This window comes from Pseudomonas inefficax, from assembly GCF_032164165.1.
Lineage (GTDB): Bacteria > Pseudomonadota > Gammaproteobacteria > Pseudomonadales > Pseudomonadaceae > Aquipseudomonas > Aquipseudomonas inefficax.
The window spans coordinates 5010892-5035050 of sequence record NZ_CP134401.1; the positions used below are offsets into that span (position 1 = coordinate 5010892).

23 protein-coding genes are annotated in these 24159 nt (G+C 63.5%); 16 read left to right on the forward strand and 7 right to left on the reverse strand.

All coding sequences use genetic code 11. From position 1 onward, the window contains the following. Window positions 1-979: 979 nt before the first annotated feature. A complete protein-coding gene (locus tag RIN61_RS22560; protein ID WP_112253886.1) occupies window positions 980-1357 on the reverse strand; it encodes a termination factor Rho in 378 nt (125 codons plus the stop codon). Between the two features lie 288 nt (window positions 1358-1645). On the opposite strand from RIN61_RS22560, the gene pstS reads away from it, so the two are divergent. From pstS to RIN61_RS22630, 14 genes are all read left to right on the forward strand, one after another. After that, on the forward strand, window positions 1646-2677 hold the full coding sequence (gene pstS, locus RIN61_RS22565; protein ID WP_112253885.1) for a phosphate ABC transporter substrate-binding protein PstS: 1032 nt from the start codon (window positions 1646-1648) through the stop codon (window positions 2675-2677). A gap of 72 nt (window positions 2678-2749) precedes the next feature. Further along, a complete protein-coding gene (gene pstC, locus RIN61_RS22570) occupies window positions 2750-3715 on the forward strand; it encodes a phosphate ABC transporter permease subunit PstC (RefSeq protein WP_061302441.1) in 966 nt (321 codons plus the stop codon). Beyond that, the gene (gene pstA, locus RIN61_RS22575) at window positions 3715-4608 is read left to right on the forward strand and encodes a phosphate ABC transporter permease PstA (RefSeq protein ID WP_024086822.1); all 894 of its coding nucleotides are present in this window, start codon (window positions 3715-3717) and stop codon (window positions 4606-4608) included. Before pstC ends, pstA begins: the two co-directional genes overlap by 1 nt. Before the next feature lie 75 nt (window positions 4609-4683). After that, window positions 4684-5445 (forward strand): phosphate ABC transporter ATP-binding protein PstB, encoded by a 762-nt coding sequence (pstB, locus tag RIN61_RS22580; protein ID WP_031324478.1) that lies wholly within the window; start codon window positions 4684-4686, stop codon window positions 5443-5445. 92 nt (window positions 5446-5537) lie between these two features. After that, the gene (locus RIN61_RS22585) at window positions 5538-6236 is read left to right on the forward strand and encodes a hypothetical protein (protein ID WP_112253884.1); all 699 of its coding nucleotides are present in this window, start codon (window positions 5538-5540) and stop codon (window positions 6234-6236) included. Beyond that, the gene (locus RIN61_RS22590; protein WP_112253883.1) at window positions 6236-6835 is read left to right on the forward strand and encodes a trehalose-phosphatase; all 600 of its coding nucleotides are present in this window, start codon (window positions 6236-6238) and stop codon (window positions 6833-6835) included. Before RIN61_RS22585 ends, RIN61_RS22590 begins: the two co-directional genes overlap by 1 nt. A 159-nt stretch (window positions 6836-6994) precedes the next feature. Next, the gene (locus RIN61_RS22595) at window positions 6995-7549 is read left to right on the forward strand and encodes a helix-turn-helix domain-containing protein (protein WP_013972148.1); all 555 of its coding nucleotides are present in this window, start codon (window positions 6995-6997) and stop codon (window positions 7547-7549) included. A 27-nt stretch (window positions 7550-7576) separates the two neighbouring features. Further along, window positions 7577-8923: a glutamine synthetase family protein gene (locus RIN61_RS22600; protein ID WP_112253882.1), complete on the forward strand. Its 1347-nt coding sequence runs from the start codon at window positions 7577-7579 to the stop codon at window positions 8921-8923. An 83-nt stretch (window positions 8924-9006) separates the two neighbouring features. Further along, window positions 9007-9780 carry a gamma-glutamyl-gamma-aminobutyrate hydrolase family protein gene (locus tag RIN61_RS22605; RefSeq protein ID WP_133973501.1) on the forward strand — a complete coding sequence of 258 codons (774 nt, stop codon included), beginning with the start codon at window positions 9007-9009 and terminating at the stop codon, window positions 9778-9780. A gap of 68 nt (window positions 9781-9848) precedes the next feature. Continuing rightward, window positions 9849-11207, forward strand: coding sequence for an aspartate aminotransferase family protein (locus tag RIN61_RS22610; protein ID WP_252379424.1), 1359 nt, complete (start codon window positions 9849-9851; stop codon window positions 11205-11207). Between the two features lie 293 nt (window positions 11208-11500). Further along, a complete protein-coding gene (locus RIN61_RS22615; protein ID WP_063913578.1) occupies window positions 11501-12055 on the forward strand; it encodes a helix-turn-helix domain-containing protein in 555 nt (184 codons plus the stop codon). A 200-nt stretch (window positions 12056-12255) separates the two neighbouring features. Further along, complete coding sequence (locus RIN61_RS22620) at window positions 12256-13440, forward strand: porin (protein ID WP_207878065.1); 1185 nt, start codon at window positions 12256-12258, stop codon at window positions 13438-13440. A 185-nt stretch (window positions 13441-13625) separates the two neighbouring features. Beyond that, the gene (gene nosP, locus RIN61_RS22625) at window positions 13626-14789 is read left to right on the forward strand and encodes a nitric oxide-sensing protein NosP (protein WP_112253877.1); all 1164 of its coding nucleotides are present in this window, start codon (window positions 13626-13628) and stop codon (window positions 14787-14789) included. Further along, window positions 14758-16656: a PAS domain-containing hybrid sensor histidine kinase/response regulator gene (locus tag RIN61_RS22630; RefSeq protein WP_112253876.1), complete on the forward strand. Its 1899-nt coding sequence runs from the start codon at window positions 14758-14760 to the stop codon at window positions 16654-16656. Before nosP ends, RIN61_RS22630 begins: the two co-directional genes overlap by 32 nt. Before the next feature lie 106 nt (window positions 16657-16762). Here RIN61_RS22630 and RIN61_RS22635 read toward each other — a convergent pair whose 3' ends face one another. The 6 genes from RIN61_RS22635 to RIN61_RS22660 all read right to left on the reverse strand — a co-directional run bounded on the left by RIN61_RS22635 (window position 16763) and on the right by RIN61_RS22660 (window position 22040). Next, complete coding sequence (locus RIN61_RS22635; RefSeq protein WP_013972165.1) at window positions 16763-17428, reverse strand: response regulator transcription factor; 666 nt, start codon at window positions 17426-17428, stop codon at window positions 16763-16765. Between the two features lie 57 nt (window positions 17429-17485). Continuing rightward, the gene (locus tag RIN61_RS22640) at window positions 17486-18046 is read right to left on the reverse strand and encodes a PQQ-dependent catabolism-associated CXXCW motif protein (protein ID WP_112253874.1); all 561 of its coding nucleotides are present in this window, start codon (window positions 18044-18046) and stop codon (window positions 17486-17488) included. A 255-nt stretch (window positions 18047-18301) separates the two neighbouring features. After that, window positions 18302-19093 carry an ABC transporter permease gene (locus tag RIN61_RS22645; protein ID WP_112253872.1) on the reverse strand — a complete coding sequence of 264 codons (792 nt, stop codon included), beginning with the start codon at window positions 19091-19093 and terminating at the stop codon, window positions 18302-18304. After that, a complete protein-coding gene (locus RIN61_RS22650) occupies window positions 19090-19830 on the reverse strand; it encodes an ABC transporter ATP-binding protein (RefSeq protein WP_207878063.1) in 741 nt (246 codons plus the stop codon). Before RIN61_RS22650 ends, RIN61_RS22645 begins: the two co-directional genes overlap by 4 nt. Next, a complete protein-coding gene (locus RIN61_RS22655; protein ID WP_112253870.1) occupies window positions 19827-20816 on the reverse strand; it encodes a YVTN family beta-propeller repeat protein in 990 nt (329 codons plus the stop codon). Before RIN61_RS22655 ends, RIN61_RS22650 begins: the two co-directional genes overlap by 4 nt. A gap of 30 nt (window positions 20817-20846) precedes the next feature. After that, on the reverse strand, window positions 20847-22040 hold the full coding sequence (locus RIN61_RS22660) for an ABC transporter substrate-binding protein (RefSeq protein ID WP_313854240.1): 1194 nt from the start codon (window positions 22038-22040) through the stop codon (window positions 20847-20849). A 152-nt stretch (window positions 22041-22192) separates the two neighbouring features. Between RIN61_RS22660 and RIN61_RS22665 the strand changes: the two genes are divergently transcribed. Together RIN61_RS22665 and RIN61_RS22670 are read left to right on the forward strand one after the other, a co-directional pair. After that, on the forward strand, window positions 22193-23467 hold the full coding sequence (locus RIN61_RS22665; protein WP_207878061.1) for a HAMP domain-containing sensor histidine kinase: 1275 nt from the start codon (window positions 22193-22195) through the stop codon (window positions 23465-23467). Further along, a complete protein-coding gene (locus RIN61_RS22670) occupies window positions 23467-24105 on the forward strand; it encodes a response regulator (protein ID WP_075045529.1) in 639 nt (212 codons plus the stop codon). Before RIN61_RS22665 ends, RIN61_RS22670 begins: the two co-directional genes overlap by 1 nt. Window positions 24106-24159 lie beyond the last annotated feature (54 nt).

Consider the following 24159-nt stretch of genomic DNA (forward strand, 5'->3'; position numbering starts at 1 on the left):
GGTCGGTGTGGGAGCGGGTTTACCCGCGAACACCGGCATAGCCGGTGCCAGGCACTGTGTTGCATTCTTCGCGGGTGAACCCGCTCCCACAGGGATTGTGCCTGGCCTAGGGTTGGTGCCATTTCTGTAAAGGCCATGGCCATGGCCAAGGATCTTGAAGCCGGCACGGTCGGTGTGGGAGCGGGTTTACCCGCGAACACCGGCACAGCCGGTGCCAGGCACTGTGTTGCATTCTTCGCGGGTGAACCCGCTCCCACAGGGATTGTGCCTGGCCCGGGGTTGGTGCCATTCCTGTAAAGGCCATGGCTTCGGCCAGGATCTTGAAGCTTGCACGGTCGGTGTGGGAGCGGGCATGCCCGCGAACACCGGCGCAGCCGGTGCCAGGCACTGCGTTGCATTCTTCGCGGGTTAACCCGCTCCCACAGGGATTGTGCCTGGCCCGGGGTTGGTGCCATTCCTGTAAAGGCCATGGCTTCGGCCAGGATCTTGAAGCTTGCACGGTCGGTGTGGGAGCGGGCATGCCCGCGAACACCGGCGCAGCCGGTGCCAGGCACTGCGTTGCATTCTTCGCGGGTTAACCCGCTCCCACAGGGATTGCGCCTGGCCCAGGGGTTGGTGCCATTCCTGTAAAGGCCATGGCTTCGGACAAGGATCTTGAAGCTTGCACGGTCGGTGTGGGAGCGGGCATGCCCGCGAACACCGGCGCAGCCGGTGCCAGGCACTGCGTTGCATTCTTCGCGGGTTAACCCGCTCCCACAGGGATTGCGCCTGGCCCGGGGTTGGTGCCATTCCTGTAAAGGCCATGGCTTCGGTCAAGGATCTTGAAGCTTGCACGGTCGGTGTGGGAGCGGGCATGCCCGCGAACACCGGCGCAGCCGGTGCCAGGCACTGTGTTGCATTCTTCGCGGGTTAACCCGCTCCCACAGGGATCGCGCCTGGCCCGGGGCTGGCGCGACTCTGCGGGTGGTTGAGGCTCGCATCATGCGTGCTTGAGCGCTTCCACCAATTGTGCCTTGGTCATGGTGGAGCGCCCCTTGATGTCTTTGCTGCGCGCTTCTTTCATCAGGCTTTGCTTAGTCTGGGTTTCCAGGGAACTGCCCGAGGTGCGGGAATGGCCCTGGCGTGACTTGGCAGCCCGTTTGGCCGAGTCCGAGCGGGCGGTTTTCTTCTCGCTGGAAGATGTGGCCTTACCCGAACCTCCTTTCTTCTCGCCACCCCCGGACTGTTTGTTGACGGTGGCCCAGGCGCGCGCTTCGGCCTGGTCTTTCGGCACGCCTTTTTCTTCGTAGCTTTCCTCGATATGTTCGGCCTTGCGCTTCTGCTTGTCGGTGTATTTGTCCTTGTCGCCGCGTGGCATGGCATTCTCTCCCGTCTGGTTTGCATGAGCGGTTGAATGCCGGGGCAACGCCAGAGTGCCCGGTAATGGACGAGCGGTGTCAGGAAACCCGCTGCCGCTGGAAACTGTCATTCAACCGACACATCGAGGCCCTAGGGTTGAGACAGGAACCGCTCCAGGGCTCTGGCTCCTGATGTTGCCGTGATGGCGCCGCCAGACGGCTCTACCGTGCGGCCTGCCATTCATTGGTCACAAAGCTGTAACATTGCTGCTGCAAAGTGTGCCGGCCATCACACGGAGCGCTTTTCGATGATACGCCTGATGAAGTCCGCTGCACTCGCCGTTGCCGTTTCTCTTTGCGCCACTTCGGCAACCTTTGCCGCAGAGAACGTCCGCCTGACCGGTTCCGGCGCAAGTTTCCCGGCACCGATCTACCTGACCTGGTTCAAGGCCTTCAGCAAGGAAACCGACGGTGTCACCGTTGACTACCAGTCCAAGGGGAGCGGGGCGGGTGTTCAGGACTTTCTGAACAAGACCGTCGACTTCGCCGCCAGCGACTCGGCAATGAAAGCCGAAGAAATCGCCAAGGTTGGCGAGGGCGTGCAGTTGCTGCCAATGACCGCCGGTGAAATCGTCCTGGCTTACAACCTGCCAGGCAACCCTAAAGGGCTGAAGCTGCCGCGCGATGTGTACTCCAACATCTTCCTCGGCAAGATCACCCAGTGGAACGACCCGCAGATCGCCGCTGCCAACCCCGAGCTGAAACTGCCAGCTACCCCGATCACCGTGGTCGTGCGTGCCGACTCCAGCGGTACCACCGCGGTGTTCACCAAGCACCTGTCGGCCATCAACGCTGACTTCAAGCAAGCGCTGGGTGAAGGCAACACCGTAAACTGGCCGGCCAGCGACAAGTTCATCAAGTCGCCGAAGAACGATGGCGTAACCGCCACGGTCCGCCAGACTCCAGGCGCCATCGGCTACATCGAATACGGCTTCGCCAAGCTGGCCAAGGTCGACTTCGCCCAGCTGCAGAACAAGGCCGGCCAATACGTCGTGCCGAACGCCGAGAGCGGTGCCGAGGCGCTGGCAGCGGTGAACATGCCGGAAAACCTGGTGGCCTGGCTGCCTGACCCGGATGGTGCCAAGTCCTACCCGATCACCTCCTACACCTGGATGATCTTCCGCAAGGACAACGGTAACCCGGCCAAGGCCAAGGCCATGCGCGAAATGGTCGAGTACAGCCTGACCGAAGGCCAGAAGATCGCCGACTCGATGGGCTACATCCCGCTGCCACCGTCGGTTGTCGAACAGGTACGCAAAGCGTCCGCCAACATCCAGTAACACACCCAGGCGCTCCCGGTGTGGTCTGGCGACCATGCCGGGTGGGTTTGCCCTCTGTCCCGGAACTTGCCAATGAACACTCCTTTTGCCATCCCGGCTAACCCCGACTCCGCGTGCCAGCCACCGTCTGCGAAAGACTTCCTGGTTGATCGCACCTTCCGTGCGCTTGCACGCATCGGTGTGGTACTGGTGCTGGCGCTGGTCTTCGCGCTGGTCTACGAAGTGGGCCGCAAGGCACTGCCTGGCATCGAGAAGCATGGCTTTGACGTGCTGTTCGGCAGTGTCTGGGACGTCAACCAAGGCAAGTACGGTATTCTGCCAGCGATCTGGGGCACGCTCTACAGCGCCCTGATCGCCTTGCTGATCGCCGGTTTCTTCGGCGTCAGCATGGCCATTTTCCTCACCCAGGACTTCCTCCCGGCCAGGCTGGCGGCGGTGTTCCGCACCATCGTCGAGCTGCTGGCTGCCATCCCCAGCGTCGTTTACGGCCTGTGGGGGATCTATGTGGTCATCCCGGCCATTCGCCCGCTGACCACTTGGCTGAACAGCGAGCTGGGCTGGATTCCCTTTTTCGGCACCTCGCTGAGCGGGCCCGGGCTGCTGCCTGCCGCGTTGGTGCTGGCGATCATGATTCTGCCGACCATCGCCGCCGTTTCGCAGGATGCCCTGACCAGCGTGCCGATGAAGACCAAGCAGGCCGCCTACGGCCTGGGCGCCACCCACTGGGAGGCCATCCTCAAAGTAATGGTGCCATCGGCAGCCACCGGCATCTTCGGTTCGCTGGTGCTCGGCCTGGGCCGTGCGCTGGGTGAAACCATGGCGCTGGCCATGCTGGTGGGCAATGCCAACAACATTTCGCTGTCCCTGTTCGCCCCGGCCAACACGCTGGCGGCCTTGCTGGCCCTGAACTTCCCGGAGGCCGGCCCGAACGAGATCGAGGTGCTGATGTATGCCGCATTGGTACTGATGTTCATCACCCTGCTGGTGAACGTGCTCGGCTCGATGATCATGCTCTACGCCCAGCGGGGTAACAAATAATGACCAACCTCACTACCCCTGCAAATGCGTTGCCCAGCCTGCAGCGCAAGCTGGAAGGGCGTTCCCTGCGCAGCCTGGTGTTGACCACGCTGGCATGGTTCGCGGCTCTGGTGGCCAGCGTGCCGCTGATTTCCGTGCTGTACATGCTGATCACCCGTGGCGGTGCACGCCTCAACCTGGAAGTGTTCACCGAGCTGCCACCCACCGGCTTCGAGATGGGCGGGGGCTTTGGCAACGCCATGGCCGGTACCTTCGTCATGGTCGGCATCGCGGCTGCCATCGCCGTGCCGGTCGGTATCCTGGCTGCGGTGTTCCTGGCCGAGCTCGGCCCGGATAGCAAGCTGGCCAACGCCGCACGCTTCGCCGCCAAGATGCTCACCGGCCTGCCGTCGATCCTGGCCGGCGTATTCGCCTACGCCCTGGTGGTGATGACCACCGGCACCTACTCCGCACCGGCAGGTGGTGTGGCCCTGGCGGTACTCATGCTGCCCATCGTCGTGCTGACCGCTGAAGAGTCGATGAAGATGGTGCCCAAGATCATGAAGGATGCCGCCTACGGCATGGGCTGCACCCGTGCCCAGGTGATCTGGAAAATCGTCCTGCCCACCGGCCTGCCAGCCATCCTGACCGGGGTCATGCTGGCCGTGGCCCGTGCCGCCGGCGAGACCGCGCCGCTGCTGTTCACCGCGCTGTTCAGCAACTACTGGATCCTGCATGACGGCGACCTGGCGGTCATGAACCCGACGGCCTCGCTCGCCGTACTGATCTACAACTTCTCCGGCATGCCATTCGACAACCAGCTCGAGCTCGCCTGGGCGGCCTCGCTGGTACTGGTGATGATCGTGCTGGTAATCAACATTCTGAGCCGAGTATTCGGCAAGCCCAAGTATTGAGAAAGGGAGCATCCGACCTTGAACGTATCCACTGCGCCAAAAGCCGCTCCCGTGGTCAGCGAAGCCCCCATCGTCATGGACTGCAAGCTGGACAAGATCTTCTACGGCAATTTCATGGCCGTTCGCGACAGCCATGTACCGATCAGGAAGAACGAGATCACCGGTTTCATCGGGCCGTCGGGCTGCGGCAAGAGTACCGTGCTGCGTAGCCTCAACCGCATGAACGACCTGGTGAAGGGCTTCCGCTTCGAAGGCCACGTGCACTTCCTGGGCCAGGATGTCTACGGCAAGGGCGTCGACCCTGTGGTGGTGCGCCGCTACATCGGCATGGTGTTCCAGCAGCCCAACCCGTTCTCGATGAGCATCTTCGACAACGTCGCCTTCGGCCTGCGCCTGAACCGCTACAAGGGCGACATCGGCGACCGCGTCAAGCACGCCCTGCAGGGCGCCGCGCTGTGGGACGAAGTGAAGGACAAGCTCAAGGTCAGCGGCCTGGCCCTGTCCGGCGGCCAACAACAGCGCCTGTGCATTGCCCGCGCCATCGCCACCGAGCCGGAAGTGCTGCTGCTGGACGAACCCTGCTCGGCACTCGACCCGATTGCCACCCGCCGGGTGGAAGAGCTGATGGTCGAGCTGAAGAAGGACTACACCATCGCCCTGGTGACCCACAACATGCAGCAGGCTATTCGTGTGGCCGACACCACCGCGTTCTTCTCGGTCGACATCTCCAAGGGCACCCGTACCGGCTACCTGGTCGAGATGGGCCCGACCACGCAGATTTTCCAGAACCCGCGTGAGCAGCTGACCGCCGACTACATCAGCGGCAAGTTCAGCTGAGGCCGTTCGTGCCAGGGTGGCCGGGTGTTGCCGTCAGGAAGGCAGCAACACCCGGCCGCATTACCTTCCGTAAGTGTTACCAGGGATTTCCAATGCCAGCGACGCGTCGTCTTGATCTGCCAGCGGTAGAGCGCGCACTGCGTGAGGTGCAGGCCCGCTTTGCCGAACTCAGCCAGCATTTCACCGAACCGCGGGATCCGTTTACCGACGAGGTGCTGCTGAATGTGGTTGAAGGCTATGCCCTGATTGACGACTATGTCGCCCGGGGTGTCGACCTTTTCGACCTTCAGCAGTTGAACCTGATGCTGGAGATCAATGCCACCGTGCTGTGCGGCAACGACCCGGCACGCCGGCGGGAGTTTGCCCCGCACCTGGCGGCGACCGAGGCGCACTTTTTCAACAATGTGGAGGGTGGCATCAAGGACCTCTACAACTGGTATTGCTCGTATGGCAGCGACTCGATCTGGAAGCGCGCGGCGGGTGTCTACGTTCGAATTCTCAGCAAGCCGCAGCTGTTCATCGAGGGCAACAACCGCACGGGTTCGCTCATTGTCAGCTACTTGCTGATGCGCGCGGGGCTACCACCATTCGTGCTGTCGCTGGACAACGCCGAGGGTTACTTCAACCCGTCCTCGGTCATACGCAACTCTGCCAAGCATGGTGTCAAGGCTTTGTACGAACTACCCAAGATCAAGAAAAAGTATGCAGCTTTCCTTGAAGCGCACGCGCCCGAGCCCGGCAAGTTCTTCTTGGGCGGCACATCCATGCCTGTGCGCGAGAGGTGCCGCTGATGCAAAGCACTTCTCTGTTCCAGCGCGGGCGGCAAGCCCTCGAGCGCACGTTCAATCGCCCGCAGGTACGCATTTCGTTCGATATCGACGACACGCTCGCCTGCCAGGCCGACCACGCCGCCGCCGAGGACAGCAAGCTGCCGGCGTTCATCCACCGCTGGTTGGGTGAACCCCTGCGCAGTGGCACGCGCTCGCTGATCCGCGACCTGCGCCGCCAGGGCTGCAGCATCTGGATCTACACCTCGTCGGGGCGCACGCCGTCCTACATCCGCCGTTGGCTGATGCTCTACGGTATCCGTGTCGATGGCGTGGTCAACAGTGACCGGCACCAGCATATCCTGGCCGTGAACGGGCTTGAGAATGCCCCCTCGAAGCTGCCCTCGGCCTTCGATATCGACCTGCATGTCGATGATTCCGAAGGCGTGCGGCTGGAAGGCGTCGACCACGGTTTTCGCGTAGTGGTGGTGTGCCCCAAGGACGAGAACTGGGCGCAGAAGGTGATGGATGCCGCGGCCGATGTCCAGGCACAGCTGGCCTGGCAGCAACCGCACCGCTATGAAATGCCGGTACGGCAGCGTCCGCAGGCCCTCGCGTCCTGAGGGCTTCAAGGTACTTTTCTCGTTACGCCTCTTCGCTACTTGTTGCCCCCCACATCTCCATTCGCGGCTTCCCATTTTCAGCTTCGGCTTGACTCGTGAAATTTTTCATGTAATTTTTCATGAAAAATAACTCTAAAAATTTCACGGCAGTCTCAATCGATGAAGATGCACGAAGAGGTTGAAGCCCTCGCGATCCTTATTCACGACCTGCGCAAATTCAAGAACCTGACCCTGGGCGAACTGGCCGAGCGCATCAACCGCTCGGTCGGCTTCCTGTCCCAGGTGGAGCGCGGGGTTTCGCGCCCGACCGTGGCGGACCTTACCGCCATCAGTGAAGCGCTCGGCGTATCCACCGCGTATTTCTACAACCTGAGCAAGCCCCGTAGCGTCAGCTGGGTCACGCGCCCCCACGAGCGGCGCACGCTGTACCTTGAGTCGGGTATCACCGATGTGCTGGCTTCGCCCACCATTGGCGGCGCGTTCTCCATGCTCGACAGCCATCTCGAGCCAGGCGCCAGCAGTGGCGAGCTGTACCTGACCGACCGTTCCGAGCAGGGCTGTTTCGTGCTCGAAGGCGAACTTACGGTCTGGCTGGACCACGGCGACGCCGTGACCCTGCAGGCCAACGACTGCTTCCAGCTGCACCCCCACGCGCAGTTCCGTTACGCCAACCTGACGGAAAAAACCACCCGCGTGCTCTGGGTCTTCAATTGAATTCGTACACCTCACAAGGACAAGAAGATGAGTGTCGTCTTTCCGGATCTGCTGACTGAAGTGCGCTCGTTCCGAGCGCAATACCCAGAAATACGTTATGTCGACCTGATTGCCCTGGATATTCCCGGGCACTTCTACGGCAAGCGCTACCCCATGGACATGCTGGAAAAAGTCGCAGCCGGCGCGCCGCTGAAGTTGCCGCAGAACTGCGTGCTGCTGGGCACCCAGGGTGGCCTCTACCCGATCGGTGACTACTGCTTCGCCGACGGCGACCCGGATGCCGCCCGCCGCCTGGTGCCGGGTACCCTCAAGCCGGTGCGCTGGGAAAAGGAAGCGATCGCGCAGATGCTCATCACCTCCGACGGCACCGCCAAGCCCATCGAGTTCGAGCCCCGTGAAGTGCTGGCCCGGGTGATCCAGCGCCTGGCCAGCCGTGGCATTCGCCCGGTGGTAGCCTTCGAACTGGAGTTCTACCTGTTCGACCGCAAGCTCGATAACGGCCTGCCACAGTACCCACGCGACAAGGCGACCGACGATCACGACGATCAGCCGAACATGCACATCGAGCGGCTGTCGCGCTTCGCACCGGTGCTGCACGAGATGGTCGATGGCGCCAACGAGCAGGGCGTGCCGGCAAACGTCATCACCGCGGAGCTGGGCCCAGGCCAGTTCGAGATCAACTTCTCGCACAGCGACGATGCGATGAGTGCTGCGGACTGGTCGGCGCTGTTCTGCCGCAGTACCCGCGGTATCGCGATGAAGCACGGCTACCGAGCCAGCTTCATGAGCAAGCCGTACCTCGACGCGCCGGGCAGCGGCATGCATGTGCACGTCAGCCTGTACGACAACGCCGGCAACAACATCCTGGCCGGCGATGACCAGCGCAAGCTGCGCCATGCGGTGGCAGGGTGCCTGGAGTTGCTTCCCCACTGCATGCCGATCTTCGCCCCCAACCACAATGCCTACCGCCGTTACGGCGCCATGGTCAACGCGGCGAGCAAGGCCAGCTGGGGTTTCGAAGATCGCGATGCGTGTATTCGCATCCCCGAGTCCGACCCGCGCAACCTGCGCATCGAACACCGCCTCGCCGGTGCCGATGCCAACCCGTACCTGGTGCTGGCGGCCATCCTGACCGGGATGGAGCATGGCCTGGAGCGTGGCGTCGAGCCCATCGCCCCGCTGAACGACAACCGCCAGAGCGGCATCGAGTTCCCCAAGGATGCCTTCAGTGCGCTGGCGGCCATGCGTCACCACCCGGACGTGAACAAAGGCCTGGGCAGTGAGTTCGTGATGGTCTACTGCGAAAACAAATACCAGGAGCAACTGGACTTCATGCGCCACATCGATGCCCGCGAATACCGCTGGTTCCTGTAGGTGCCGAGGTTGGGGCAGCGCCGCTGCACCCTCCGTTTCTACCGTTCAACACAACGCGCAATAGGGATTTGCCGGAGGAAGATATGCCACGTGTGCCCGTTATCGGCATTACCGCATGCACCAGCATGATCGAGCTGCATGCAACCCAGACCATCAGCGAGAAGTACGCGCGCGCGGCGGCCAAGGCAGCGTGTGGGCTGCCCATCGTGATACCCAGCCTCGCCGACCTGATGGACAGCGCCGATATTCTCGATGTGGTGGATGGGCTGATCTTCACCGGTTCGCCGTCCAACATCGAACCATTCCACTACAACGGCCCGGCCAGTGCAGCAGGTACCCATCACGACCCGCTGCGGGATGCCAGCACATTGCCGCTGATGCGTGCGGCCATCGCCGCCGGCGTGCCGGTGCTCGGCATCTGCCGTGGCTTTCAGGAAATGAACGTGGCGCTGGGCGGCACCCTGCACCAGAAGGTGCACGAGACCGGCATGTTCATGGACCACCGCGAAAGCAAGGGTGAGCCCATCGAAAAGCAATACGGCCCGCGTCACGCCCTGCATATAGAGCCAGGCGGCATGCTCGACCGCATGGGCTTGCCGGCGATCATCGATGTCAATTCCATCCACGGCCAGGGCATCGATGTACTGGCCCCCGGGCTGAGGGTGGAGGCGCTGGCGCCCGATGGCCTGGTGGAAGCGATTTCGGTCGAGAACAGCAAGGGTTTTGCCCTGGCCGTGCAATGGCACCCCGAGTACCAGGTCATGGACAACCCGCATTACCTGACCATCTTCCAGTCCTTTGGCAAGGCCTGCCGGCATCGCTCGGTACTGCGCCAGATGCTGTTGAAGTCAGCCTGACAGCGATCTTACCAATTACAAAAAAGTACCTGCGCAGCACGGCTGCGCAACCTGATGGAGTGAAGTCAATGAGTGAGCAGAATTCCCAGACCCTCGCCTGGCAAGCCATGAGCCGCGACCACCATCTGGCCCCGTTCAGCGATGTTCGGCAACTGGCCGAGAAAGGCCCGCGCATCATCACCTCGGCCAAGGGCGTGTACCTCTGGGACAGCGAAGGGCACAAGATTCTCGATGGCATGGCGGGGCTGTGGTGCGTGGCGGTGGGCTATGGACGCGATGAGCTGGCCGACGTCGCCAGCCGGCAGATGAGGCAGCTGCCGTACTACAACCTGTTCTTCCAGACCGCGCACCCGCCCGCGCTGGAACTGGCCAAGGCGATCGCCGATGTGGCCCCGCAAGGCATGAACCATGTGTTCTTCACTGGCTCCGGATCCGAAGGCAACGACACCGTGCTGCGCATGGTCCGCCATTACTGGGCGCTCAAGGGCCAGAAGAACAAGAAGGTGATCATCGGCCGCATCAACGGCTACCACGGCTCCACCGTGGCCGGCGCGGGCCTGGGCGGCATGAGCGGCATGCACCAGCAGGGCGGGCTGATCCCGGATATCGTGCACATCCCGCAGCCGTACTGGTATGGCGAAGGCGGCGACATGACCGAGGCCGACTTCGGCGTGTGGGCGGCCGAACAGCTGGAGAAGAAGATCCTCGAAGTCGGCGTGGACAACGTTGCCGCCTTCATCGCCGAACCGATCCAGGGCGCTGGCGGGGTGATCATTCCACCGCAGACCTACTGGCCTAAGGTCAAGGAGATCCTGGCCAGGTACGACATCCTCTTTGTCGCCGACGAAGTGATCTGCGGCTTCGGCCGTACAGGCGAGTGGTTCGGTAGCGATTACTACGACCTCAAGCCCGACCTGATGACCATCGCCAAAGGCCTTACCTCCGGCTATATCCCCATGGGCGGCGTGATCGTGCGTGACGAAGTGGCCAGTGTCATCAGCGAAGGCGGTGATTTCAACCACGGGTTCACCTATTCCGGCCACCCGGTAGCGGCTGCGGTGGGCCTGGAGAACCTGCGGATCCTGCGTGACGAACAGATCATCGAGCAGGTGCACGACAAGACCGCTCCTTACCTGCAACAACGCCTGCGCGAGCTGGCCGACCACCCGCTGGTGGGCGAGGTACGCGGCCTGGGCATGCTCGGCGCGATCGAGTTGGTGAAGGACAAGGCCACCCGCGCGCGTTATGAAGGCAAAGGTGTCGGCATGATCTGCCGTCAGCACTGCTTCGACAACGGCCTGATCATGCGTGCCGTGGGCGACACCATGATCATCGCGCCGCCGCTGGTGATCAGCATCGAGGAGATCGACGAACTGGTGGAAAAAGCCCGCAAGTGCCTGGACCTGACGTACGAGGCTGTTCGTTGAGCGTCTGGGCGAGACAGTTGCCCCCACCTGACCGGTTGCGCGGTCAGGTGTAGGAGCGGCCTTGTGTCGCGATGGGCTGCAAAGCAGCCCCGGCAATTTGTGCATCTGCACTGAAACCCTGGGGCTGCTTTGCAGCCCATCGCGACACAAGGCCGCTCCTACAAGGGCCCGCGTCAACCGACCAGGCATATCTTCGCCGGCTCGTGCAATGCCGCGAAGCATCTTGCTTTGTGAAATGAATCATGTACTTTTCAGGGCATCTATTTTTCCCATCCGAAAGTCGCGATTCAACCATGAAAGTGCACGAAGAAATCGAAGGCCTGGCCGTACTGATTCGCGACCTGCGCAAGTTCAAGGGCCTGACACTGGGCGAACTGGCCCAGCGCATCGGCCGTTCGGTGGGTTTTCTGTCCCAGGTCGAACGAGGCGTGTCGCGCCCGACCGTGGCCGACCTCACGGCAATCAGCGAAGAGCTCGGCGTCTCCACCGCCTATTTCTACAAGCTGGACAAGCCCCGCGAGCTCGACTGGGTCACCCGCCCGCACGAGCGTCGTACCCTTCACCTGGCCGGTGGCATCACCGATGTGCTGGCATCCCCGACGATAACGGGCGCGTTCTCCATGCTCGACAGCCATCTGGAGCCGGGGGCCAGCAGTGGCGAGGAGTACCTGGACGACAGCTCGGAGCAGGGCTGCTTCGTGCTCGAAGGCGAACTGACCGTCTGGCTGGATGGCGGCGAGCCGGTAACGCTGCGCGCCAGTGACAGTTTTCAGCTGCAACCCCACGCCAGTTTTCGTTACGCCAACCTCACTGACAAGCCCACCCGCGTGCTCTGGGTGTTCAGCTGAAGGGCGGTAGTAGACCCGACGCCTACTAAGGGTTACACCAGAAGTCTTGCCTCTGGGCGTAATCCGGTCCTGGGCCGGAATCATCACGCCCTGCGCGCCGGCCCAAAGCACCTGGCAGCCCCCTCCAAGGCAGCGTTTCTGGCTGTTTGCCCGCTTCTGATAATCGCCTCCGACATCCCGTCCCCGTTTCGGAGCGCGCCATGTACAACAATAAGAATCTATCCCCACGTTTGCTTGCGGCTGCTGCCGTCAGCCTGTCGACCTTCTGCCTGAGCAGCGTCGCCCAGGCCGAGATCATGCTGTACGACAAGGACCAGACGACTTTCTCCACCGATGGCTACATCAACGCCTTTTACGTGAACAGCGATGTTGATCGCGAAGGCGAGCAATTCGACCGCCGCCAGTCGCGGGTGAAGATGGGCTTTCTGCCCAACTACCTGGGTTTCAACATGGGCAAGCAGGTGGACGACCTGAAGCTCGGCGCACGCGCCTCGTTCTGGGTCACCATCAACGACAGCGAAACCAACGGCACCGACACCGCCATCGACGTGCGCCAGTTCTACGGTACCGTGGCCAACCCCGAGTGGGGCGAGGTACTGATCGGCAAGGACTTCGGGCTGTTCGCCCGTTCCAACATCCTGCTCGACGAACTGCTGGCCGGCTACGGCCAGGTCAGTGACACCCTCGGGCTGGTGGACGGTGGCGGTGTATCGTTCGGCAATATCGGCAGTGGCTACCCATACCCGTTCCCTACGTCGCAGATCACCTACCGCACGCCGGTGATGGACGGCCTGCGGGTGGCGGTGGGCATCATGGACCCGGTGGACACCAACGACAGCAGCCCGACCGGCAAGGCCTACCAGGAGAACCCGCGTACCGAAAGCGAGATCACCTACCAGTTCGACCTGGGCGGGGCGCAGATCTACAGCTGGGTCAACGGCAGCTACCAGACCTCCGACAACACCGACCCGGCGGTGCAGTCGGTCACCTCCAAAGGTGTCGGCTACGGTGTACAGGCGAAGATGGGCGGGCTGTCGCTGACCGGCTCGGGGTTCCAGGCCAAGGGCATCAACCCGTTCTTCACCAACAACGCTGGTGAACCGACCTTGCGCAATGTCGACAGCGATGGCTACCTGCTGCAGGGCTCCTACAAGGTCGGCAAGAACCGCGTGGCGCTGTCCTATGGCAAGACCAAGGACGACGGCAACGGTGCGGTGGGCAGTGGTGCGGATTATGAAACCCGTGGCGTCGCGCTGTTCCATGACGTCAACGACAACCTCAAGCTGGTTGCCGAGTACAACCAGTTTTCCATAGACGGGCATGAAACCAGTGACCAGAACGAAGACACCGATACCTTTGCGGTGGGGGCGGTGTTGACCTGGTAATGACCTTGCCTCCAGCCACGGTGTGCGCATCGCACCGTGGCTGAGGCCCCTGTGGGAGCGGCTGGCCTGAGGTTGGTTCCCTGCATTTCCGCCCATGGAACCGCCCACCCGCTACCCAAGTAGCATTCGTCCCCGGTACCCACCTTCGTACACTGAACCCTCAGCCACCCGCGCCGGAGACGACCATGCAGCAGGCTCACAACGACGGTGTGGTCAGCGCCATGTCGCAGGCAACCGATGCCCGGCAGGCAGCCCAGGAGCTGGCGGCGCAGTTGCTGCACCCGCATCTGGGCTTCGTGCTGTTCTTCTGCTCCGCCGAATACGACCTGCAGGCCTTGGGCGAAGCGCTGGAGCAGGGTTTTGGTGGCATCCGCCTGGTCGGTTGCACCAGCGCCGGGGAAATCACCCCGCTGGGCTACGGCCGCAATTGCATAACGGCGGTCGGGTTCGATCATCGGCACTTTTCCATCGCCACCGAGCTGATCGATGAAATGGAGTGTTTCAGCCTGATCGACGCCCAGCAGATGGTCGAGCGCCTGGTCGGCACTTGCCGCAGCAATGCCCTGGCGCCGATCAAGGGCCGCAGCTTTGCCCTGACCCTGCTCGACGGTTTGTCCAGCCGCGAGGAGATGGTGCTCGCCGCCCTCGGTGCGGCCCTGGGCGACATCCCGCATTTTGGTGGTTCGGCCGGCGACGACAACTACCTGACCCGCACCCACGTGTATTTCGGCGGCGCGTTCCACCATGGCGCGGCGGTAGTGGTGCTGGTCAATACCTGGCTCGACTTCGAAGTGTTCACCACCCACCACATCCTGCCGCGCCAGGAAAAGCTGGTGGTCACCGGCGCCGACAGTGCCCAGCGCCGGGTCTTCGAGCTGAATGCCGAGCCTGCTGCCGAGGAATACGCCCGGCACATCGGCGTGCCGGTGGCCGAGCTCGATCATCGGGTATTCGCCGCCCATCCACTGGCCGTGCGCATCCACGACCAGTATTACGTGCGGGCGATCCAGCAAGTGCACCCGGACCTTAGCCTGAGCTTCTACTGCGCGGTGGAAAACGGCATCGTGCTCACCGCCATGACCCCGGGCCCGCTGTTGCCGAACCTGCACCAGTTGTTCGACGGCTTGCAGCAGCGCCTCGGCCCGCTGCTGCTGACCATCGGTTGCGATTGCTTCCTGCGGCGGCTGGAGCTGGAAGCCCGGCAAGGCCTGGAACCGATCGGCGCGTTCCTGCGCGAGCAGCGGGTGATTGGCTTCAACACCTACGGAGAACAGTTCAATGGCATGCACATCAACCAGACCTTCACCGGGGTCGCCATTGCCCGCAACCGGCCTCCTGTCGGCCGCTGAACTGCAGGCCGAGGTCGCCCGGCTGCAGCATCAGAACCACAAGCTGCAGCGTATCAACGGCGCGTTGATCGAGCGTATCGAGTCTGGCGTAACGCGGGGCAACGACCCTTATGCCGCGTTCCAGCATTCGGTGGTGCTGGCCGAGCAGGTGCGCGAGCGTACCGAAGCGCTGAACCAGGCCATGGCCGAGCTCAAGGCCGTCAACCACCTGCTCAGCGAGGCCCGGCAGCGGGCCGAGACTGCCCACCAGCACCAGATTCGCCTGATCACCGACCATGTGCCGGCGCTGATCGCCTACCTGAATGCCGACCTGGTCTACGAATTCACCAACAAGGTCTATGAAGAATGGTACTGCTGGCCTCGCGGCGTAATGCTGGGCCAGAGCCTGCGCGAGGCCCACAGCGAGCAGCATTACCAGCGCCTGGAGGCCTACGTGGCGCGGGCCCTGGCAGGTGAGAGCGTCACCTTCGAGTTTGCCGAAACCAACATCAACGGCCAGGAACGCTACATGCTGCGCTCCTACGTGCCGAACCGCCTGGCCAATGGTGAAGTGGTGGGCATCTTCGTGTTGATCCGTGATATCACCGAGCGGCGCAATACCGCACAGGCGCTGCACCAGGCGTATCAGCACCTGGAGCAACGGGTGCGCGAGCGCACCGCCGAGCTGACCAGCCTCAACGAGCAGCTGCTGCGCGAAATCGAGGAGCGCAGCCGGGTGGAATCGCGCTTGCGCGAGGCCAAGCGCGAGGCCGAGCAGGCCAACCTGTCGAAAACCAAGTTCCTTGCCGCCGTCAGCCATGACCTGCTGCAGCCACTGAACGCGGCGCGGCTGTTCACCAGTGCCTTGCTGGAGCACCGCGAGCCGCACAACAGTGCTCATCTGGTGCGTAATGTCAGCAACTCGCTGGAGGATGTGGAGAACCTGCTAGGTACCCTGGTCGACATATCCAAACTCGATGCCGGTGTGATCAAGGCCGATGTCGCCCCGTTCGCCTTGCGCGAGCTGATGGACAACCTCGCTGCCGAATACGCCCAGGTGGCGCGCAGCGAAGGGCTTGAATTGCATTTCGTGGGCTGTTCCGCCGTGGTGCGCAGTGACATCCAGCTGTTGGCGCGGATCCTGCGCAACCTGCTCAGCAATGCCATTCGCTACACTCGCAGCGGCCGCGTGGTGCTGGGTTGCCGGCGCCAGCGTGGCGGCCTGCGGATCGAAGTATGGGACAGCGGAATCGGTATCGCCGAAGAGCACCTGGACGAAATGTTCCAGGAGTTCAGGCGCGGCGATGTGCAACGCCCGGACCAGGACCGCGGGTTGGGCCTGGGCCTGGCGATCGTGGAAAAGATAGCCGGCATCCTCGGCCACCGGATCCGGGTGCGTTCATGGCTTGGCAAAGGCTCGGTATTTGCGGTCGAAGTGCCGCTGAGCGCCACCGCGCCCAAGGCCCAGCCGAGCCTGGCGATCAGCGAGCCGATGCTCGAGCGCCTGCGCGGGGCGCGGGTGTGGGTGCTGGATAACGATGCGGCGATTTGCGCCGGCATGCGCACTCTGCTGGAGGGGTGGGGTTGCCGGGTGGTCACCGCGCTGTCGGAGGAGGATCTGGCGCGCCAGGTGGACAACTACCATGCCGAGGCTGACCTGCTGATCGCCGACTACCACCTGGACAATGACTGCAATGGCGTTGACGCCGTGGCGCGGATCAATGCCCGTCGCACTCAGCCCTTGCCGGCGATGATGATCACCGCCAACTACAGCAACGAGCTCAAGCAACAGATTCGCCAGCTGGGCCACACCCTGATGCACAAGCCGGTGCGGCCGATGAAGCTGAAGGCGGCGATGAGCCATTTGCTGGGCAGCAGTGTGGCCTAGCCGCCGGCCTCTTCGCGGGCTTGCCCGCTCCCACAGGATTCCCGCAGGTTTCAGTGTTGCGCAATACCTGTGGGAGCGGGCAAGCCCGCGAAGAGGCCGGTACAGGTCAACGCCGCAGGTAATCACCGAAATCGATATCACCGGCACTGAGGATGGCCTGCACCCGGTTGTGCACGTTGAGTTTGCGCAGGATCGCCGAAACGTGGGCCTTGACCGTGGTTTCGGCGATATCCAGGGTGTAGGCGATCTGCTTGTTCGACTCGCCCTTGGTCATGCGCTCGAGTACCAGCAGCTGCTTGCGGGTCAGGGCCTGGAGCATTTCCGGCGGGAAGCTCGGGGCATCGTTCAGGCGCCGGCTGGTGCTGCTTTTCTGGGCACGGATGATGTCGGGCGGCAGGTAGACATTGCCGTTGAGGATCTGCTCGATCGCTTCGATCATCTGCGAGCGTGGCGAGGACTTGGTGATGAAGCCCACCGCGCCATAAGTGATGGCCTGCAGCACGATCTGCTTTTCCTGCTCGGCCGAGACGATCACCACTGGCGTGGTCGGTGCCTCGTTGCGCAGGGTGATCAGGCCATTGAGGCCATGCATGCCAGGCATGTTCAGGTCGAGCAGGATCAGGTCGAGGTCGTCATGCTCATGGGTCAGCGCCAGGGCGCTGTCCAGGTCGGCAGTTTCCATGACTTCGCTGCCCTGGAAGCCATCGCTGATAACGTTGTGGATGGCTTCGCGAAACAGGGGGTGATCGTCGGCAATCAGAATTTTGTACATGGCCTTTTCACCTCGTTTTTATTGGATGTAGCGGGCACGCGTTCGCAGGCGATGAATTCAGGGGAAGGGTTCTGGCTGCGCCGGCTGCAGCGGCAGGTTGGCCTGCTGCCAGGCGTCCAGGCCATCGCGATACCAATACAGATTCTTATAGCCCAGGGCTTTGGCGCGTTTTACCGCGTTCCAGCTTAACCAGCAATCGGAGCGGCAGTAAAAGACCAGCGGTTGCCCCATGCGCCCGGCGGTGGCTTGTTGCAGGTTGCGCACGAAGTAATCGTGCCACGCCGGGCTCAGCTCGCCGTCGCCGGTGTTGGCCAGCCAGCGGCTGCCGGGGATGTTGGCGTGGGGTTCATCTTCGATGAAGCGGCCTTGCAGCCACTGGCGGCGGTAGACGTCGATCAGCACCGGCTTGGGGGTGTGCCCCAGCAGGCCTTGCAGCTCGGCGGTATCGATGACCTGGCCGCCCGCGACCTGTTGTGGGGTCGGGCTGCGGTAGAGGGTGGTGCGATAGCCCTCGGCGGAGAACAGCGGCGTGGTGTCGGCCTGGGCGATGCCCAGCGACAGGCTCAGGGAAAGCGCTGCCAGCAATGGGCATGGCAGCCGGGGCAGGGCACGTGGCATGGGGTTTGTCCTTTTTGTTATAGGCCCATTACATGCCAGTGGCGGTGCATTGTGAATGCGACGATCAGACAGCAAAGGCAGTACTAAAGTAGTAGACGGCTGGACGGCGCCTCTGGCCTGATTCTGCTCATCTGACTGCGTGCGCGATCCCTGTGGGAGCGGGTTCACCCGCGAACACCGGCGTAGCCGGTGCCATGCACCGCGTCGCCTCCTTCGCGGGTGAACCCGCTCCCACACGGACCTTGTTCACATCAGTCAGCGCGGCTTGCGCAGCGCGGCATGCTGGGGGTTGAAGGTGAGGATCGCCAGCAGGGTGAACAGCACGGTCAGCCCCAGGCATACCGCCAGCGCCAGAAGGTTGAAGCGCTCATACAAGGCAAAGCGCACCAGCTCCACGGCATGGGTGAACGGGTTAATGGCGCACAACCAGTACAGCCACTGGCTGGCCTCGCGCATCTTCCACAACGGGTATAGCGCCGAGGACAGGAAGAACAGCGGGAAGATCACGAAGTTCATCACCCCGGCAAAGTTCTCCAGCTGGCGAATCGCATTCGACAGCAACAGCCCCAGGGCGCTGAGCATCAGCGCCACCAGCAACAACGCCGGCAGCGCCAGCAACAGGCCCGCAGCCGGCGGCTGCACGCCATACAGCCAGGCGATGGCAAGGAAGGCGTATACCTGCAGCAAGGAAATCAACGAGGTCGCCAGCAGCTTGCTGCCGAGCAGGAATGGCCGCGGCAATGGGCTGGTCAACAGCACCCGCATGCTGCCCATCTCCCGGTCATAGACCATCGACAGCGAGCCCTGCATGCCGTTGAACAGCAGGATCATGCAGGCAAGGCCGGGAATGATGTACACCTCGTAGGGGATGTAGGTGTCGTAGGGCTCGATGATCGCAATGCCCAGGGCCGCACGAAAGCCGGCGGCGAACACCAGAAGCCACAGCAGCGGGCGCACCAGGGCGCTGAGAAAACGGGTGCGTTGCAGGACGAAACGCAGGCATTCGCGCAGGAGAATGCCGTTGAAGCACTGCCAGTAAGCGTTCATCGGGCATTGGCTCCTGTGGGGGCGCGGGTCAGGCGGGCAAAGGCATGGTCGAGGTTACCGCCGTGCTCCAGGCTCAGGGCGTCGGCCGTGCCGCTGGCCACCAGGCGCCCTTGATGCAGGATCAGCAGGTCATCGCTGGGCTGCACTTCGTCCAGCAGATGGGTGGTCCACAGCACACTCAGGTGCTGCTCGCGGCACAGCAGCCGCAGGTGCTGGTTGAGCGCCAGGCGGCTGGCCGGGTCAAGGCCGACGCTGGCTTCGTCGAGCAACAGCAAACGCGGTTCATGCAGCAGCGCGCGGGCAATCTCCACTCGGCGCCGATGGCCGGTGTTCAGCGCGCGGACGGGTTCACGGCGCCGTTCTTCGAGGCCCTGGCGGGCCAACTCGGCATCTACCCGAATACTGCCCTGGCGCCGCGACAGGCCATGCAGCGAGGCGTGGTAGCGCAGGTTCTGCTCCACGCTCAGGTCCAGGTCCAGGGTGCTTTGCTGGAACACCACGCCCAGCTGGCGCAAGGCCGGGTGTGTGGCGTTGCGCAGCGAGCAACCGCACACGCGGATGTCGCCGTGCTGCAGGTCGTACAGCCGGGTAAGCAGGGCGATCAAGGTCGACTTGCCGGCACCGTTGGGGCCCAGCAAGGCGGCGAAGCGCCCGGGCGCCAGGCTGAAACCGACCTGCCTGAGCGCCTCGCGCTGGCCATAGGAAAAGCTCACGTCACTGACTTCGAGGGTATTCATGGCGTCACCACCACGCCCCAGGGGTAGCGGCCGACCTTCACCGACTTGAGCACCTTGAGGTCTTTTGCATCGATCACCGAAACGTCGCCGCTGACCCCATTGGTGGCCAGCAACTGGCTCTGGTCCGGGGTGAACGCCAGTTGCCAGACGCGCCGGCCCACCAGCAGGTAGTCGAGTACTTCATAAGTCTTGGCATCGACCACCGCCACATGGTTGGCCGGGCCCAGGGCGACGAACGCGTACTTGCCATCGGCGCTGAGCTTGATGCCTACCGGCTGGACCTTGTCCGGGTGCACGCCCTTGATCTGGAAGTTCAGGGTTTTCAGTACCTGGCGGCTGGCCACGTCGAGGATGGTTACCGTGCCGCCGATTTCCGCCGAAGCCCACAACCGCGAACCGTCCTGGCTGAACTCGACGAAGCGCGGCCGCTGGTCCACCGGGGTGCTCTCTGCCAAGGTCTGGGTGCTGGTGTCGATCCAGTGCAGCATGTTGGTGGTTTCGCTGGTGTTCACCGCCCACTTGCCATCCGGGCTTACCGCCATGCCTTCAGGCTCGATGCCGACGTCGATCTGCCCGAGCACCTTGTCGGTCTGGGTATCGATCACCGTCACCAGCGCGTCGTCCTCGTTGGACACGTACAGCCAGCGGTCGTTGGGGTGCAGGGCGAACTGCTCGGGGTCCTTGCCGGAGGGCAGCTCCTTGATGATCTTGCGGGTGGCCACGTCCATCACCTGCACCCGGTCCGAATCGCTGGCGCAGATGTACAGCAGCGTGTTGTCGTGGGACAGCAGCAGGCCGCGCGGGCGCTGGCCCACCGGCAGGGTCTCGGTGACTTGCAGGGTCTGCATGTCGATCAGGCTGAGGCTGTTGTCCTTCTCGTTCGACACCCAGGCGGTGGCTGCCATGGCGTGCCCGCAAGCAAGCGCCAGGGCGCCCGACAGCAGGCTGGGGTAGAGCAGTGCCCGGTGAAAAGGGGAACGGCGCATGGCGAAATCCTTTTTTTTGTGGTTATCGGGTCAGGGGTAGCCGCAGGTCACTTCGGGCTTGTCGAAGCCCAGGCTGTCCATTTCGTTGAACGGGTGCAGGAAGCCCTCTTGCGGCGAGGTGCTGACCAGGGCTCGCGGCTGCACCAGCGGGATTGGTTGGCGCAGCTCGCCGTTCCATGGGCGGTAGCTGAGCTTGCGGCCTTTGAAACCGTCCAGCGGCAACTGCTCGCTGAGCAGCAGTTGCTGCAGGGCGCGGGGCTCGGCCTGGCGAAGTTTGCTCACCGCGCTGGCAACGCTGCGCACGGCCATCCAGGCGGCGAAGTCGCGGTCGTTCATCCAGCGCCCGGCCTGGGCTTCGAAGCGCTTTTGCAGCTGCGCCGCGCCGAAGGTTTCCACGGTCTTGTGCCAGCCGGTGGGGGTCAGGCCCTGGGTACCGGCCACCGGGCGCGGGTACCAGGTCTGGTAGGGCAGGTACTCGCCGAAGTCGCCGCGCTCGTCGGCCACCAGCACCACGTCGTACTCGGCGGTTTGGGTGAACAGCGGCATGTCGGCCTGGGCGCTGCGGCGCTGGTCGTTGTCGAATGTCCAGGCTTTTTCCGCGACCAGCTGCACGCCGAAGCGCTTCATGGCGCGGCGCAGGGCCGCCGCATAGGCCCGGTCGTCGTCGGTCTGGCCGACGATCAACAGCGCCCGCTGCCATTTGCGCAGCACCAGGAACTGCGCCAGGGCATCGGCCAGCATGGCGCGGCTGGGCAGGCTGTGCAGCACATTACCCAGGCACTGGCTGCTGCGCAGGCTGTCGTCCGGGCTGCCGGCGTTGAACAGCAGGCTGTCTGGCAGGGCGGCAGACAGCGCGCGCAGGCTGCCGGCGGGGGCATTTACCACGAACAGCCGCAGGCCCTGATCATGCTGGGCCTTGGCGGCTTGCAGCAGGGCTTCGGGGCTGTCGAGGCTGGCGTTGGCCAGGTGGAACTCCTGCTTGAGAAAGCGCCCGCTGCTGTTGCTGTCGACAATCGCCAGTTCGGCGCCCTGCAGCCCGGCATCGGTGGGCTCGGGAATGATGTTGGACAGCAGCGGGCCGGGATCGGGGCGATAGCCGAGGTAGCCGATGCGCACCTGCAACGGTTCCGCGCCCTGGGCCTGCGCGGCGGATGACGGGCTCGCAGAAAGCGTCGCGGCCAGGGCCAGCAGGCAGGTCAGGGCAAGGTGGGCAGGCTGGCGCATAAGGCAACTCCACGGCAGATGGCGCCAGCATAGGAAGCCCGCCGAGAGGGGGAAATATGCAGAAAGTAGCGCTCGCCCGGTACCAAGGTAGTAATTCACCACCTGTGCCCGGGTTTTACGATGAGCCGCAGCCCCCCAGAGGAGAACTGCCCATGTGCCTTGTCAACCTGTCGGCCCTGTGGCGCATCAACCTGTGGGTCACGTGCTGCTTTGCGATGGTGACGCTGGCCTGTGCCGGCGTGCTATTGCACCAGGCAGTAGCCGATGTGGAGCGAGAGTTGCAATCTGCAGAAGCCGTGGTGGCCTACCTTGGCGACACCGCCGAACGTGCCCCACAGAGCCTGCAACCCCGGCTCACGCAAAGCCTGCGCCATGTGCGGGTGCACTGGCTGGCGGCGGGCGAAGCCGCGCAGCTGCCGCAAGAGACCGGCCTGGATGCCTGGCTGGGCCGCCAACTGCTTGGCCAGCGCCACGGCAGCAGTCGGCTGCTGGAGCTGGGTGACGGGCGCCGGGTAATGATTGCCGTGGATGCGCGCGATGAGATCGACGAGGTCCGTGACTCCCTGCAGCAGCTGTTGGTCTTGTGCGGCCTGGCGTTGTTGCTGAGCTTGTTGACCATCCGCTGGGCGGTGCGGCGGGGCATGGGCTTGCTGGACGATTTGCTGCAGGCCTTGCGCCAGGTCTCGGGGGGGCAATTGACCGCGCGCCTGCGCGAGGCCGGCCTGCCGGAGGCGCGCCAGCTGGCCGAGCACTTCAACCGCATGACCGCGTCTCTGCAGCAGGCCCGGGCCGACAATACTCAACTCACCCAAGCCCTGCTGGCGGTGCAGGAGCGAGAGCGCACCCAGCTGGCGCAGACCCTGCACGACGACCTTGGGCAATACCTGGCGGGAATTCGCGCCCAGCTCTGCCTGCTGCGCATGTTCGCCGACCAGCCAAACGTGGTGGCGCAGACGACGCGCACCCTGGAGCTCGATTGCGAACGCCTGCAGCAAGGTTTCCGCGCCCTGGTACATGACCTGTACCCGCTAGCGTTGCAGCACATGCCGCTGGCTGAAGCCTTCGGCCTGCTGGTGAGCCAATGGCAGGCCAGTCAGGGTATCGATTGTCGCCTGCGGGTCGGCGAGCAGCTGCCGGCGCTGCCCGGGGCAAGCCGGACGCATTTGTATCGCTTGCTGCAGGAGGCATTGACCAACGTCGCCCGGCACGCTGGAGCCAGCCAGGTGCGGGTACGCCTGCAACGCAGCGCCAAGGGCTTGCGCCTGCTGGTTCGTGACAACGGCTGCGGTGCCAGCCAGCCCCAGCGGCCCGGGGTAGGCCTGCACTCGATGGCCGAGCGCGCCCGCAGCCTGGGCGGTGAACTGCGCATCCTCAGCCGCCCGGGTGCCGGCTGGGCGCTGGACTTGAATATTCCCATGGAGGTGTGATGAATATCGTGTTGGTCGATGACCACGCCGTGGTCCGCCAGGGCTATGCCAGCCTGCTGCGGGCAGTGCTGCCGACAGTACAGGTGCGTGAGGCTGCCAGTGGCGAAGAGGCGCTGGCCCGGGTTCAGGAGCAAGTGCCCAACCTGGTGATCATGGACTTCGGCCTGCCAGGTATCAGCGGCCTGGAAACCACCCGGCGCCTGCGCCAGCGCCTGCCGCAATTGCGGGTGCTGTTCTTCAGCATGCATGACGAACTGCCGTTGGTGCGCCAGGCGCTGGATGCCGGGGCCTCGGGCTACCTGACCAAGAACTCTGCGCCCGAGGTGCTGATCGAGGCGGTGCAGCGCGTGTTGGCCGGGCATGCCTATATCGAACAGCCCCTGGCCACCCAGCTGGCCTGCACCTCACAGCAGAATGCCAGCGACCCGCGCCTGCAACGCATGACCCAGCGTGAGCTGGAGATTTTCGTGATGCTGGCCAAGGGCACACCGGTGCGGGGGATTGCCGAGCAGCTGTGCATCAGCGCCAAGACCGTGTCCAACCACCTGACCTTGCTCAAGAGCAAGTTGCAGGTCAGTTCACATGCCGAGCTGGTGCATCTGGGGATTGATCTGGGGGTGGTGCGGGTGGCGGGGTGAAGTTTCTTTCTTCGAAGACCATCATGTGACTGATGGATTTAGCAGGGACTATGT